Annotated in this window: 14 protein-coding genes and 2 tRNA genes; 13 read left to right on the forward strand and 3 right to left on the reverse strand. The window is 31.4% G+C overall.

Annotation, left to right across the window (positions count from 1 at the left end; all coding sequences use genetic code 11):
* Positions 1-47: 47 nt before the first annotated feature.
* Positions 48-845: an endonuclease/exonuclease/phosphatase family protein gene (locus N5D90_RS10805; RefSeq protein WP_260392494.1), complete on the reverse strand. Its 798-nt coding sequence runs from the start codon at positions 843-845 to the stop codon at positions 48-50.
* A gap of 144 nt (positions 846-989) precedes the next feature.
* Here N5D90_RS10805 and N5D90_RS10810 point away from each other — a divergent pair, with 144 nt between their 5' ends.
* Genes N5D90_RS10810 through N5D90_RS10820 form a run of 3 tightly spaced genes read left to right on the forward strand, consistent with a single transcriptional unit; the run spans position 990 to position 2,705 of the window.
* On the forward strand, positions 990-1,133 hold the full coding sequence (locus tag N5D90_RS10810; RefSeq protein ID WP_260392493.1) for a hypothetical protein: 144 nt from the start codon (positions 990-992) through the stop codon (positions 1,131-1,133).
* A 40-nt stretch (positions 1,134-1,173) separates the two neighbouring features.
* On the forward strand, positions 1,174-2,232 hold the full coding sequence (locus N5D90_RS10815; protein WP_280062437.1) for an FAD-binding oxidoreductase: 1,059 nt from the start codon (positions 1,174-1,176) through the stop codon (positions 2,230-2,232).
* Positions 2,233-2,243: 11 nt separating this feature from the next.
* On the forward strand, positions 2,244-2,705 hold the full coding sequence (locus N5D90_RS10820; RefSeq protein WP_280062438.1) for a hypothetical protein: 462 nt from the start codon (positions 2,244-2,246) through the stop codon (positions 2,703-2,705).
* Between the two features lie 244 nt (positions 2,706-2,949).
* Here the strand turns inward: N5D90_RS10820 and N5D90_RS10825 are convergent, their stop codons facing one another.
* On the reverse strand, positions 2,950-3,270 hold the full coding sequence (locus N5D90_RS10825) for a hypothetical protein (RefSeq protein WP_280062439.1): 321 nt from the start codon (positions 3,268-3,270) through the stop codon (positions 2,950-2,952).
* 107 nt (positions 3,271-3,377) lie between these two features.
* Here N5D90_RS10825 and N5D90_RS10830 point away from each other — a divergent pair, with 107 nt between their 5' ends.
* The 5 genes from N5D90_RS10830 to N5D90_RS10850 all read left to right on the forward strand — a co-directional run bounded on the left by N5D90_RS10830 (position 3,378) and on the right by N5D90_RS10850 (position 6,823).
* On the forward strand, positions 3,378-5,294 hold the full coding sequence (locus tag N5D90_RS10830) for an ABC-F family ATP-binding cassette domain-containing protein (RefSeq protein WP_280062440.1): 1,917 nt from the start codon (positions 3,378-3,380) through the stop codon (positions 5,292-5,294).
* An 82-nt stretch (positions 5,295-5,376) separates the two neighbouring features.
* Positions 5,377-5,856, forward strand: a complete 480-nt coding sequence (locus N5D90_RS10835) for a DNA-deoxyinosine glycosylase (protein WP_280062441.1) — start codon at positions 5,377-5,379, stop codon at positions 5,854-5,856.
* 169 nt (positions 5,857-6,025) lie between these two features.
* A tRNA-Gly gene (locus N5D90_RS10840) sits at positions 6,026-6,098 on the forward strand.
* A gap of 23 nt (positions 6,099-6,121) precedes the next feature.
* Positions 6,122-6,205 (forward strand) — tRNA-Leu (locus tag N5D90_RS10845).
* Positions 6,206-6,289: 84 nt separating this feature from the next.
* Positions 6,290-6,823: a hypothetical protein gene (locus tag N5D90_RS10850; RefSeq protein ID WP_280062442.1), complete on the forward strand. Its 534-nt coding sequence runs from the start codon at positions 6,290-6,292 to the stop codon at positions 6,821-6,823.
* A 52-nt stretch (positions 6,824-6,875) separates the two neighbouring features.
* Here the strand turns inward: N5D90_RS10850 and rho are convergent, their stop codons facing one another.
* Complete coding sequence (rho, locus tag N5D90_RS10855) at positions 6,876-8,531, reverse strand: transcription termination factor Rho (RefSeq protein ID WP_280062443.1); 1,656 nt, start codon at positions 8,529-8,531, stop codon at positions 6,876-6,878.
* 174 nt (positions 8,532-8,705) lie between these two features.
* Here rho and N5D90_RS10860 point away from each other — a divergent pair, with 174 nt between their 5' ends.
* From N5D90_RS10860 to N5D90_RS10880, 5 genes are all read left to right on the forward strand, one after another.
* The gene (locus N5D90_RS10860; protein WP_280062444.1) at positions 8,706-9,119 is read left to right on the forward strand and encodes a DUF4293 domain-containing protein; all 414 of its coding nucleotides are present in this window, start codon (positions 8,706-8,708) and stop codon (positions 9,117-9,119) included.
* Between the two features lie 261 nt (positions 9,120-9,380).
* Entirely contained in the window at positions 9,381-11,567 is a 2,187-nt protein-coding gene (locus tag N5D90_RS10865) for a glutamine synthetase III (protein WP_280062445.1), read from the forward strand.
* A gap of 176 nt (positions 11,568-11,743) precedes the next feature.
* Positions 11,744-12,661 (forward strand): T9SS-dependent choice-of-anchor J family protein, encoded by a 918-nt coding sequence (locus N5D90_RS10870; protein ID WP_280062446.1) that lies wholly within the window; start codon positions 11,744-11,746, stop codon positions 12,659-12,661.
* Positions 12,662-12,770: 109 nt separating this feature from the next.
* Complete coding sequence (prfA, locus tag N5D90_RS10875) at positions 12,771-13,862, forward strand: peptide chain release factor 1 (protein WP_115001678.1); 1,092 nt, start codon at positions 12,771-12,773, stop codon at positions 13,860-13,862.
* A gap of 85 nt (positions 13,863-13,947) precedes the next feature.
* Positions 13,948-14,601, forward strand: a complete 654-nt coding sequence (locus N5D90_RS10880) for a phosphoribosylanthranilate isomerase (RefSeq protein WP_244957966.1) — start codon at positions 13,948-13,950, stop codon at positions 14,599-14,601.
* Positions 14,602-14,608 lie beyond the last annotated feature (7 nt).

Below are 14,608 nucleotides of genomic sequence, written 5' to 3' on the forward strand. Positions count from 1 at the left end.
ACTGGATTTTTTTGTATTGTATTTATAAGAATTTAACTTTCTAAAATCTAATTCGCGTCTCCTTTTTCAATTCCTTCCTCTATTTTTTCCTCAACTTCTGCCTTTTCTTCACGGTCCAATTTCATTTCTCCCGAATCATCATCACTACGTAAAACAACTTGAATACTGATAGGAAAATGATCCGAACCAATATTTGGTTCTCGTATCATATCAATTAATCGAAACTGCGAACTCAAAAAATAATGATCCAAAGGCCAACGTAAGAACCAATGATGCGCATGAAAAGTATTGAACATTCCACGACCACGACGAGGATCTAAAAGTTGCGAAGTTTTCAAAAATAAACGTGTTGTTCTGCTCCACGCAACATCATTCAAATCGCCAAAAACAATACACGCTTTTCCATATTCTTTCGCTTGTTTGCCAATTGTTAAAATCTCAGCATCGCGTTCAGCACTTTCTTCATTTTCTTGCGGAACTGGCGGAGTTGGATGTAAACCATACAAACGCACAATTTGATTATTATATTCGATATCAGCAATGATAGAAGGAATTTCTGTGCTGATTAAATAATTAATTTCTTGATATTTTATAGGTAATTTAGAGTAAAACAATAATCCATAAGTATTTTCTAACGGAACTTCTATTTTGTACTCAAAATCGTTTGTAGCCTCTTTTATTTGTTCCATCCATTCGTTGTTTGTTTCCAATAAAAAAACGATATCAGGATTTCTTTTCTTAATTAATTCAACCAAATTTTGATATTTCGTATTGTCTTGCAAAACATTATAAACAAGTAAATCAAACGGTTTTTCATTTGGTTTAAAGGTTACTTGTTCAATCATTTTTTTACCAAAAGGAGAATAAGGAATAATGACCCAAAGCAAATAAATCGCCGTAAAAACTAAGCAAATAAATAGACTTATTGTAATTGAAGTTTTAGGTACAAAAATGAATAAAATGCAAGTAGCAATTACCAAAGCAAATTTTTGAAATCGTGGATAATCAAAAACTCTAACCGTCCAATGTGTATGTTTAATGAATGGAATAATGACGGAAAGGAGAATAAGGCAAGAAATTATGGTATAAAATATTTGCATAAAACGGTTGATTTTAAGAATAAAGATAAGTAAAACCGAAACATTATTTACCTTTGTAAGCAAATTTTAGAAATTGAAAAAAGTAGAATATATCATCGTTGGTCAAGGTGTTGCAGGGAGTTGTATGGCGATGAAATTGTTGAAAGAAAATAAATCTTTTGTGGTAATTGATAATCATTTTCACAAAGCATCGGCAATTGCTGCTGGAATTTTTAATCCTGTAGTGCTAAAACGATTTTCAATTGTTTGGAATGCGACAAAACAAATCGAAAGATTACGCGAGGTTTTTGGTGATTTTGAACAATTATTAAACAAAAAATATATCTACAATTTTCCAGTTTATAGAATTTTTAATGACGAACAAGAGAAAAAAACGTGGTTGAAAAAAGCGACAACTCATCCAGATTTGATTGATTATTTAGCAACAGATACAGAACAACTGAATGATTTTTCTTCAATCAATTCTCCGATTGGTTCTGGCGAAGTTTTGCACACAGGTCGTGTCGATTTGACAAATCTTCTGGCTGATTTTAAAGATTATTTAGTTGAAAATGATTTGTTTCTTGATGAGACTTTTGATTTCAATGAGTTAAAATTAAATGATAATCAAACGAGCTATAAAAATATCGAGGCAACTAAAATAATTTTTGCTGAAGGTTATAATATTTTGAGCAATCCATATTTCAAAAATTTACCTGTAATTGGTGTAAAAGGCGAAGTGTTGAAAATTGAAATTGATGCCAATTTACCCGAAGCAGTTGTGAAAGGAAAAGAATTTTTGATGCCTTTAGAAAATAATCAATATTTTGTAGGTGCAACTTACGATCGCGATCATGTGAATTATGAAAATACTGAAGAAGCTAAGAAATATTTGGTTGAAGGTGTTCAGAATTTTTTCAAAGATCATTTTGAAGTTGTGGAGCAACATGCGTCAATTCGTCCAACTGTTGTCGATCGTCGTCCGATTATTGGAGCGCATCCAACGTATCAACAATTGATTTGTTTGAATGGAATGGGAACGCGTGGAACAATGTTAGCGCCTGTGATGGTGGATGATTTGTACGAATTTTTAGAAAATAATCAACCGATTGATAAAGAAGCGGACATTGCGCGTTTCTATGATCGATTTTAAACCTATTTTGAATGAAAAACTTTAACATAAAAATATTCGCAATTCAACTTGTAGCAAGCGTTTTGTTATTCTTAGGAATTCAACAATTTTACGTTTTGGCTGAATTAGATTTGATTGAATTAATTCATTCAATGGGTAAAGATAATTTTGCTTTTTTGGTCAGAAAAAGTGATGAATTCGGAATCAGTCAAAAACTGAAACATTTAGCTACAATGAAAACAATTTTGAGTTTTGTAGGAATTGTTTTGGCGTATATTTTATGTTCAGTGATTAACCACAAGCGTAATTACGATTGGAAAATAGCGGTAACGATAGTAGTATTGTGTTTTTTAGTTTTTCAATTCAGATTAATCAATCTTCCAATTAATTTTATTGCAACCAAAAATCTTGCATTGGCTTATTTTGTGCCAGCAACTTTTTCAATTTTAATCAGTTTTGTTTTGTATTTTTTGAGTTATCGTTTAAAACCTTAAAAAAATCAATACAAAATTCTACAATTAGCATTAATATTTTTGGCTTCTTCTACAAAAGTTAAAGCTAATTGTTCATCGTTGATATCAATTATTATTGAATGTCCATTTAACAATTTGTCAACATTACTTTTAGCAACTTTTAATGATAGTTTTAGTAAGTCAATTTGTAATTGTGTTAAAGCTACTTTTTGAAATCCTTCATTTCAACTTTCAATTATTATCTTCATAAATGATTTTAATATTATTAAAAATAGAAATGAATACTTGTTTTAAGTTCTAATGCTTTATGAAATATATTGATAATATTTTTACATTCAGGAAATGTTTTATTTAATTGATTATAAGTGCTTTCAATTAGAGTTAAATTATTAATTTTTTCGTATTCATAATCATCAATTATTGAATTACAAGTTTGATTAATTAAATCAAAAACACCTTTCTTCCATAAAATATTAAATTCTGATTCATTTAACCTAATTTCGATTAATTCGTTTGGAGAAGCTGTATCATAATCTAATTTTAATTCAGCTTCTTTGTTAATAGGAACAATAATAATTTTACTCATAATCATTAATTAAAAGGTTCTTGTTATTTTTAAAACACTTTCACAATATACTACTTATAGTTTTGAGATAAGTTTTCATCTAACAAAAAACATTGTATTTTTGCAAAATGTTATTAGTACAAAATTTAGGAGTTTATTTTGCGGGTAGATATTTATTCGAAAACGTTTCGTTCCGCATCAACAAAGGAAACCGTGTTGGTTTGGTAGGGAAAAATGGAGCAGGAAAATCTACTTTGCTTAAAATTTTAGCCAAAAGTCAGCAATCTTCAGAAGGAGAAGTTGTTTACGAAGGCGACGTTACAATCGGATATTTATCGCAAGATATTGATTTTGTACAAGGAAGAACGGTTTGGCAAGAAGCGGATTCTGCTTTTGAGCAATTGGTTGAAATTCAAGAACGAATTGATTTTGTAAACAAAGAATTAGCCGAAAGAACAGATTACGAATCAGATGAATACGGAAAATTAATTGAAGATATTTCGCATTTAACAGAACGTTTCGGACTTTTAGGAGGTTACACAAAAGATGCTGAAATCGAGCAAATTTTAATTGGTTTAGGATTCAAAAATTCAGATTTTCATCGTCCAACAGAAGAATTTTCTGGAGGTTGGAGAATGCGAATTGAATTAGCAAAACTATTATTGCAAAAACATGATGTAATGCTTTTAGATGAGCCTACCAATCACTTGGATATCGATTCGATTGTTTGGTTAGAAGATTTCTTGAAAGATTATCCTGGTGCTGTTGTATTGGTTTCGCACGACCGTCAATTTTTGGATAATGTAACCAATCGTACCATCGAAATTGCAAATCGTCACATCTCAGATTTTAAGGCGAATTATACGCGTTATTTAGAACTGCGTGAAGATCGTCGTGAGAAATTAGAGCAAGCGCAGAAAAATCAAGAGCAAATGATTAAGCACACGGAAGATTTGATTTCTAAATTCCGTGCAAAAGCGAACAAAGCTTCGATGGCGCAATCATTAATCAAAAAATTAGATAAAATAGAACGCATCGAAATTGAAAATGATGATGTTACAAAAATGAATATCCGTTTTGTGGACGCTGTTCAGCCAGGTAAAATTATTTTCGAGTTAGATGACGTTGGAGTTGCTTTTGGTGATCATCAAGTTTTTGATCATGTTTCTTTTTATGTAAATCGTGGAGAGAAAGTAGCCTTTGTTGGTCAAAATGGTCAAGGAAAAACGACTTTATCGCGTGCGATTATCAACGAACAAGAACATTCAGGTAAAATAAAACATGGACATAATGTAGAAATCGGATATTTTGCCCAAAATCAAGCACATGTTTTGAATGATAAATTAACGGTTTTAGAAGAAGCTGAAAATTCTGCAACAGAAGAAACACGTAAACATGTTCGCGATTATTTAGGAGCATTTATGTTTGGTGGCGATGCGGTAGAGAAAAAAGTTTCGGTTCTTTCGGGAGGTGAGCGAAATCGTTTGGCGTTGTGTAAATTGTTGTTGCGTCCATTCAATGTATTAATCATGGATGAGCCGACAAATCACTTGGATATTGTATCAAAAGAATTGTTGAAAAAAGCGTTACAAAAATATTCAGGAACATTAATTTTGGTTTCTCACGACCGTGAATTTTTAGAAGGTTTAGTGGATAAAGTTTTCGATTTTCGTAATGGTCAAGTGAAAGAATATCTTTCTGGAATTGATGATTATTTAGCACAAATTAAAGCGGGAAGTTTCCGTGAAGTGGAGAAAGGAAATAGTTTGGCTGCACCAAAAGAAGAGAAGCCGATTGAGGTTAAAATAGAACAAGCGAAACGAGTTTTATCTTTTGAGGAAGAAAAAGAGCAAAAACGCCTTAAAAATAGATTGTCAAGAATCGAAACGGAGATTTCTGATTTAGAAACGAAGATTGCAGATTTAGAAAATAAATTGCATTCAGGTTCGCAAACGCAACAAGAATTAGATAAATACTCGAATTTGAAAAATGATTTAGATAAAAAAATGTTAGAGTGGGAGGAGGTTTCTGAACTGATTTTCTAAGATTTTATTCAAAATAAAAAAATTAAAGTGTTACGATTTCGTAACACTTTTTTTGTACATTATATTTTTAGAATAAGACAAAATGCATAAACAATCTTTTGCTGCAATTATATCAGAACAACCAAAAACATTAATTCTTGGCTCTTTACCTGGTGATTTATCGTTAGAAGTTAATCAATATTATGGGCATCCACGTAATCGATTTTGGAAAATGATGTTTGAGATTTTTGAGACAGAATTTTCAGAAGATTATGAAATAAGAAAACAACTTATCTTACAAAATAAGTTAGCGCTTTGGGATGTTGCACATTCTGCTGAACGAAAAGGAAGCATGGATGTGGATATGAAAAATGTTTCGCCAAATCAGATTGATGAATTGTTGACTGAACATCCTACAATTGAGAAAATAATTTTCAATGGAAAGAAAGCGGAACAATTATTTTGGAAATATTTTGATAAAAAAACATCCATTGAGTATATTTCTTTGCCAAGTACAAGTCCTGCAAATGCTCAATTTTCTTATGAACGACTGTTTGAAATCTGGAAAAATGCAATTACTTAAGATAAATTTTTCATGTTCAAAATAATTTAATCCAAGAAAAGTAAAATTATTTTAGTGCTTAAAAATATTATGATGAGAAACTTAGCTTTTGATGTAAAATAATTATGAAAAAAATGTTTCCTAAAAGTTTTGTAATTCAAAAAGCTGTTCTATATTTGCACTCACAATCGCGGGAATAGCTCAATTGGTAGAGCGTCAGCCTTCCAAGCTGAATGTTGCGAGTTCGAGTCTCGTTTCCCGCTCAACTTCTTTACTAGAAGTGGATGCCTTGGTGGTGGAATTGGTAGACACGCAGGACTTAAAATCCTGTGTCCATTAGGACGTGCGGGTTCAAGTCCCGCCTGAGGTACAACAAAGCTCAAGAATTTATTTTCTTGGGCTTTTTTTGTTTTATATTATTTTTATATTTATTGTTAAATTTAAAATTTTTAATATGAATAAAAGTATTTTAATCTTATTAGTACTTATTTTTAATTTTGGATGTACATCAAATAATCATAAGAATTATTTTGAATTTGATAATATAGAATATTATAGATTAGATTCTAACTATATCGAACTATCTAAAAATATAAAAGTAATTGAAGATAAGGATTCTTTAAAAATAGAAAATTTTGAATTCAATATTATTCATGGATATAAACCTAATGGTATATCTGATAAAAATTTTCAAGAAAAGTTGTTGCAAATAGGATATTTAAAAAAAACTATAGAACCAAAATATTACAATGAAATCAATTCTATTTTTAGTGAAAAGAAAGTTGTTGATTCATATTCTATGGGATGTATACCTTGGTTTAGAGATATTTTAATTTTTAAAAATAAAGGAAATATATCAGGTATTGCTAAGATATGTTTTGAATGTAGGCAAAGTATTATTCGTGGTACTATTAAAAATGTAGAAGATTTTGGGCAAGATGGAGATTTTGAAAAACTTAGTAAAATATTAATCGAAAAAAATGAATAAAAAACCACCTAAATAACTTTAGATGGTTTTTGAAATTATAAGTTGTAATAAATTACTTATTCATTGAGATTAAAAATTCTTCGTTAGAGCGCGTGTGTTTGATACGATCATGTAAGAATTCCATCGCTTCTACAGGATTCATATCCGATAAATGGTTGCGAAGAACCCACATCAATTGTTGTGTTTTGTCGTCTAATAACAAATCATCTTTACGCGTAGAAGAACTTACCAAATCAATCGCAGGGAAAATACGTTTATTCGAAATCTTACGATCCAATTGTAACTCCATGTTTCCTGTTCCTTTAAATTCCTCGAAAATAACTTCATCCATCTTAGAACCTGTATCAATCAAAGCAGTTGCAATAATTGTTAAAGAACCTCCATTTTCGATGTTACGAGCCGCTCCAAAGAAACGTTTTGGTTTGTGTAACGCATTTGCATCAACACCACCCGACAATACTTTACCAGAAGCTGGAGAAACAGTATTGTAAGCACGTGCCAAACGTGTAATAGAATCTAAAAGAATCACAACATCATGTCCACATTCTACCATACGTTTTGCTTTCTCTAAAACGATATTCGCAACTTTTACATGGCGATTTGCTTCCTCATCAAACGTCGACGCAATAACTTCTCCGTTTACTGAGCGCTTCATATCTGTTACCTCTTCTGGACGTTCATCGATTAATAAAACTATCAAATAAACTTCTGGATGATTTTGTGCAATTCCATTCGCAATATCTTTCAATAATGTTGTTTTACCCGTTTTTGGTGGCGCTACAATCATTCCACGTTGACCTTTACCGATTGGTGTAAATAAGTCAATCACGCGATTTGATAAAGATTTAGAATTACTTAAATTGAATTTTTCGTTAGGGAAAAGTGGAGTTAAATGCTCAAAAGCGATACGATCACGTACATAATCTGGCGTACGACCGTTGATTTCTTTAATTTTGATTAAAGGAAAATATTTTTCACCTTCTTTTGGAGGACGAACTTCTCCTGTAATTGTATCTCCCGTTTTTAATCCAAATAATCTAATTTGAGATTGCGAAACATACACATCATCAGGTGAAGACAAATAATTAAAATCTGATGAACGTAAAAAACCATAATTATTATCTGGTAAAATCTCTAAAACACCTTCTGTTTCAATAATTCCATCAAATTCATAATTCGCAGCGCGATATTTATTTTTTTGATTTTGATTGTTGTGGTGATTATTTTGTTGAGATTGATCGTTTTGATTACGATTATCAGATTGATTATTTTTCTTCTGATTCTGATTATTTTGGTTATTCTTTTTCAGATCTTGGCTTTTGTTCGCACGTTCCTGAAATTTATTAACACGAGGATTATTTTCTTCTTTTTTTTCTGTTTCGGGAGACGAATTTTCAACTTTTTCAGTTTTTAATTCTTCTGCAACAGCCTCTTTTTGTTGAACTTCTCCTTCCGAATTCTGAACTCGTTTGCGTTTCGGTTTCTTTTCTTCTGTAGGTAGATTTTCAGCTTTATCTTTTTTGGAAGGTTTTGCATCTGCTTTAGCTTCAACTTTTTCCTCAACCTTTGGTTGACTGTTGATAAAACCTAAAACAGCGTCTAACAATTCGCCTTTTTTTAATTTCTTATACCCATCGATTTTCAGTTGCTCTGCAACTTGTTGTAAATCTGGTAATTTGAATGATTTTAATTCTTCGATATCAAACATAATCCTATAATGAAGGTATTAATGTGTTTATATTTTTTTATTCAATAAAGTAATTGGGAATCATAACAATAGAATTGTTATAAAGCGTATAAATTTGAGATTTATTAATGCAATAGTACGAATAATTATAAAAACTCAAAAAGTTTTTTTACATTTGTATTCGAAATTTAAGAAATGATTCAAAGAAAGCAAAGTATATATTTATTCTTAAGTGGAATAATTTCGAGTATATTCGCCATGAATTTTGATAAGCTGTTTGATATTCCATTAAATTGGTTACAAAATCCGGAGAAAGGAGATTACATTTTTTCGTTAGCCTTTTTCTCATCAGCTTTAATTTCATTTTTAACCATTATGTTTTTCAAAAAACGTAAGCTTCAAATTAGCTTAGGATGGTTAAACATTATTTTGAATGTTTTATTAATTGGTTCTTTTGTATATTGTCTATTAACATTACCTGGAGAAGGAAATTCTGAGAAAGGTATTTGGGCATTAGTTCCTTTAGCTTCGATTGCGCTTCTGTCAATTGCCAATCGTTTGATTAAGAAGGATGATGATCTTGTAAAATCAGTAGACCGTTTCAGATAGACCAAAAACTTTTTATATTATGAGTGTCTAAAAGCAGTTTCAAGCAATTGAAACTGCTTTTTTCGTTTAAAAAAGTTTATTCGAATGTTAAATAAAAATTAATTTTAGATTGATTTTTAAAGTTATTGAACCAAAATAAAGGGGTGTTGAATTTATTTATAGTTAAATTTTAATTTAACCCCTAAAAAAATAGGGGTGATTTTATTTTGCGTTTAATTTTTATTTATTTTTGTACCATAAAACAACACAAATTATTTTTTTATGACATCATTTCGTTTTGAAGCTTTAAAAGCCGCAAGCAATCGTAAACCGGTAGCTGTTCCTGAAATAGGTAAAAAATCAGAAATTTTTGGAAGCAATGTTTTCAATGACAAAGCAATGCGTCAACATTTAACTTCAGAAGCGTATAAAGCCGTTCGTTCTGCAATGGATTATGGTACAAAAATCGACCGTAAAATGGCAGATTTTGTTGCTTTAGGAATGAAAGAATGGGCGATGAGCAAAGGTGTAACTCACTATACACACTGGTTTCAGCCATTAACGGGAACAACAGCAGAGAAACATGATGCATTTTTCGAAACTTCATTTGACGGAAGTGATCCTGTAGAAAAATTCAGTGGATCATTATTAGTTCAACAAGAGCCAGACGCGTCTTCATTTCCAAATGGAGGAATTCGTAATACATTCGAAGCGCGTGGATATACAGCTTGGGACCCAACTTCTCCAGCATTTATTTTCGGAACGACTTTATGTATTCCGACAGTATTTGTTTCGTACACGGGAGAAGCTTTAGATAACAAAGCACCTTTATTAAGAGCACTTTTATCAATTGATGAAGCAGCTACAGAAGTGGCGAAGTTTTTCGATAAAAATGTAAAGAAAGTAACACCGACTTTAGGTTGGGAACAAGAATATTTCTTGATTGATGATGCTTTAGCGGCTTCTCGTCCAGATATTTTACAAACTGGTAGAACGTTGTTAGGACATGTTTCGGCAAAAGGTCAGCAATTAGAAGATCATTATTTTGGTTCGATTCCTACGCGTGTTTTAAATTATATGCGCGATTTAGAGAACGAATGTATGTTATTGGGAATTCCTGTAAAAACTCGTCACAACGAAGTAGCTCCAAATCAATTTGAGTTAGCGCCAATTTTCGAGGAAACGAATTTAGCAGTTGACCACAACTCATTATTAATGGATGTGATGCAAAAAGTTGGTGAGCGTCATCATTTTAAAGTATTATTCCACGAAAAGCCTTTCAAAGGAGTTAACGGATCTGGAAAACACAACAACTGGTCGTTAGCAACAGATACTGGAGTAAATTTATTAGCACCAGGAAAAACGCCAAACAGCAATTTACAGTTTTTAACGTTCTTTATTAATACCATAAAAGCAGTTTCAATTTACGAGGAATTGTTACGTGCTTCTATCGCTTCGGCTTCTAATGACCATCGTTTAGGTGCGAATGAAGCGCCACCAGCAATTATTTCGATCTTTATTGGTCAACAATTGACAAAAGTATTGGAAGAATTAGAAGGTGTTTCGACAGGGAAATTATCTCCTGAAGAAAAAACTGATTTAAAATTAAACGTTGTAGGTAAAATTCCAGATGTTTTATTAGACAATACAGATAGAAACAGAACTTCTCCATTTGCTTTTACAGGAAATAAATTCGAGTTCCGCGCTGTAGGATCGACTGCAAACTGTGCAAATGCAATGACAACGTTGAATGCAATTGTAGCAAAACAATTGATCGATTTCAAAAAAGAAGTTGATGCGTTGATTGAAACAGGTTTGAAAAAAGACGAAGCAATTTTCAATGTTTTACGTGAATATATTAAAGAAACAAAGAATATATTATTCGAAGGTGACGGATACAGCAAAGAATGGGAAGAAGAAGCGGCTCGTAGAGGATTGTCAAATCACAAGACAACTCCATCTGCTTTAAAAGCAAAAGTTTCTCAAAAATCGTTGGATTTATTTTCTGAACTTAATGTAATGAACAACACAGAAGTTGAAGCGCGTTACGAAATCGAATTAGAAGATTACATCAAAAAAATTCAGATTGAAGGTCGTGTTTTAGGTGATATTGTGAGAAATCATATTATTCCGACAGCTTTCAAATATCAAAACATATTGATCAAAAACATTAAAGGATTCAAAGATATTTTTGGAGATGATTATGAAGAATATGCAGGCGAACAATTAATCATTTTGAAGAAAATTTCGATGCATGTAAACGAATTAAACGCAAAATTGCACTTAATGATGGATGCACGTAAAGAGGCAAATGTGGTTGAATCTTTAGAAGAAAGAGCACATGCTTATTGTGAAAAAGTAAAACCATATTATGACGAAATTCGTTACCACGCTGATAAGTTAGAATTAATGGTTGATAACGAATTCTGGGTTTTAACAAAATACAGAGAATTATTATTTACGAGATAATATTTTTAACAATAAATCACAAAACCGATGAGAAATCATCGGTTTTTTTTATTCCAATAATTTATAAAGTAATTATTTTGAATAATTATAAAAAATACTTTTTAACACTATAATGTTGTTGTTTAAAGATATTTTTTTTAAGTTTATTGAATATTAACATTTAAAATGAATTACTTATGAAAAAAAAATTATTTTCTTTATTAACGATTGCAGCAGTTTCTGCAAATGCACAAATTTCAACTATTTTTGAAGATTCTTTTGAGACTTATACTGATTTTTCTGTAGGAGGTATAACTTCTACTGTAAATACAGGTAAAATAGGTGATTGGTCGTTAGTTGATGGAGATAAGTCAACAACATATGGTTTCAATGGCATTACTTTTGCTAATTCGGGAAAACAAATGGCTTATATTGTGTTTAATTCAACTAAAACTACTCCGGTTATAACTCCTTCAGCAGGAAGTGATTGGACTGCTAGAACGGGAGAAAAAGCTATGGTTAGTTTTGCCGCTACAAAACCTAAAAATAATGATTGGCTAATCTCTCCTAAAATTAAATTAGCTGTTTCTGATAACGTTCTTAAGTTTTATGCAAAAGCAGGAGATGAAGAATATGGAATGGAAGAATTTAATGTATTAATTTCGACTACTGATACAAATACAACAAGTTTTACTAAATTAAAAAGTGAAGTAATTGATTATGATATTGAATATGCGGAATATTCATATGATTTATCAGCTTACAATGGGAAAGAAATTTATGTAGCTATTCAATGTGTTTCAAATGATCAATTTGGATTTATTCTTGATGATTTTAGTGTTTCAGGTAATTCATCATTAGCTACTTCTGACATTAATACAAAACAAGTTACTAACGTTTATCCTAATCCAGTTGAAGATTCTTTTAAAATTGATTTAGGTACAACTTTAAATAAAGCGAACGTTACAATTGAATTATATGATATGGTTGGTAAAAAAGTACAATCATTTGATTATGCAGATTCTTACAACATTTCTTCTTTACCAAAAGGAGTATATGTTTTAAAAATTAACGATGGAACAACTAAAGTTGTAAAAAAGATTATTAAAAAATAATTATATAACAACTAATAAATCACAAAACCGATGAGAAATCATCGGTTTTTTTTATTCAAATTTTCTGAATCCCTTGAGTTATTGTATCTTTGCAATCCAATAAAAGTATATGGCAGATTTAGGTCTATTAGATAAATTAAGAGCAATCAAACAACGTTTCGATGAGGTGGCAGATTTAATCATCCAACCAGATATCGTAACAGATCAAACTCGTTATGCGAAATTAAACAAAGAATATTCTGATTTGAAAGACTTTGTTGAAATGCAAAAACAATACGAAAACTTAATCAATGTAATTGAGGAAGCAGACGAAATTATTCAAGATGGTTCTGATGCAGAAATGGTTGAGTTAGCTAAAATAGAAAAAGACGAAGCAATCAATGCGATTCCACCTTTAGAGGAAGAAATCAAAATGATGTTGATTCCAAAAGATCCAGAAGATGAGAAAAACATCATTGTCGAGTTACGTTCTGGTACAGGAGGAGATGAAGCAGCGATTTTCGTAGAAGACATTTACCGCATGTATTCGATGTATTTCAAAGAAAAAGGATGGAAACACGAAGTCTTAAATACTTCTGAAGCATCTGGAAAAGGATACAAAGAGTTGGTGATGCAAGTAGAAGGAAATGCAGTGTACGGAACAATGAAATACGAATCGGGTGTTCACCGTGTACAACGTGTTCCTGAAACAGAATCGCAAGGGCGTGTGCATACATCGGCGATTACAGTTGCGGTTTTACCAGAAGCAGAGGAGGTGGATGTAGTGATTAATCCAGCAGATTTGGAGTATCAAACAGCACGTTCGTCTGGTGCGGGAGGGCAAAATGTAAATAAAGTTGAAACAAAAGTTCAATTAACGCACAAACCTTCTGGAATTGTAATTGTTTGTCAAGAAGCGCGTTCTCAACACAAGAACCGTGAAAAAGCCTTACAATTATTACGTACAAAATTGTATGAAATTGAGTTTGAGAAAAAACATTCAGAACGTTCTGCTCAGCGTAAATCGTTAGTTTCTACTGGTGACCGTTCGGCTAAAATTCGTACATACAACTATCCGCAAGGACGTGTAACAGATCACCGTATCAATAAATCAATTTATAATTTGGATAACTTTATGAATGGAGATATTCAAGAAATGATTGATGCATTGAAAATGGCAGAAAATGCAGAAAAATTAAAAGGTTCGGAAGAAGATTTCTAAAATCAATTCTAAATCTTAGATCATACAAACACTTCAAGAAATTGAGGTGTTTTTTTATATATTTATAATATTAAAATCAAAACAAATGATGAAAACAAGAGTTAAAATTTGTTGTATTAGTAGTAAAGAAGAAGCGCAACAAGCAATAAAATATGGAGCGAATGGATTAGGTTTGGTGGGTAATATGCCAAGCGGACCTGGAGTAATTGGTGATGATTTAATCAAAGATATTACTAAAACTATTCCACCAACATTGGCTTCGTTTTTATTAACAAGTGAAACAACTGCAGAAGCAATTATTCAACATTATAAAAAAGTTTATACCAATACAATTCAGTTGGTTGATGAACTGAAAAACGAAGAATATCAAATTTTGAGAAACGAATTACCTTGGGTAAAGTTGGTACAAGTGATTCATGTGATTGATGAAAATTCGGTAACGGAAGCGGTAGAGAAATCTCAATTTGTAGATGCAATTTTGCTGGATAGTGGCAATCCAAATTTACAAGTAAAAGAATTGGGCGGAACTGGACGCACACACAATTGGGCGATTAGTAAAAAAATTAGAGAAGAAATTAATATTCCTCTATTTTTGGCTGGAGGTCTTAATCCTGATAATGTTCGTGAAGCGATTGATGCTGTTCAACCTTTTGGTGTAGATATTTGCAGTGGTGTAAGAACTGACGGAAAATTAGACGAAAAGAAATTAGACGCTTTTTTTAGAGCAGTTAATGGATAGAAAAAAA

This window comes from Empedobacter sp. GD03797, assembly GCF_029842105.1.
GTDB lineage: Bacteria > Bacteroidota > Bacteroidia > Flavobacteriales > Weeksellaceae > Empedobacter > Empedobacter falsenii_C.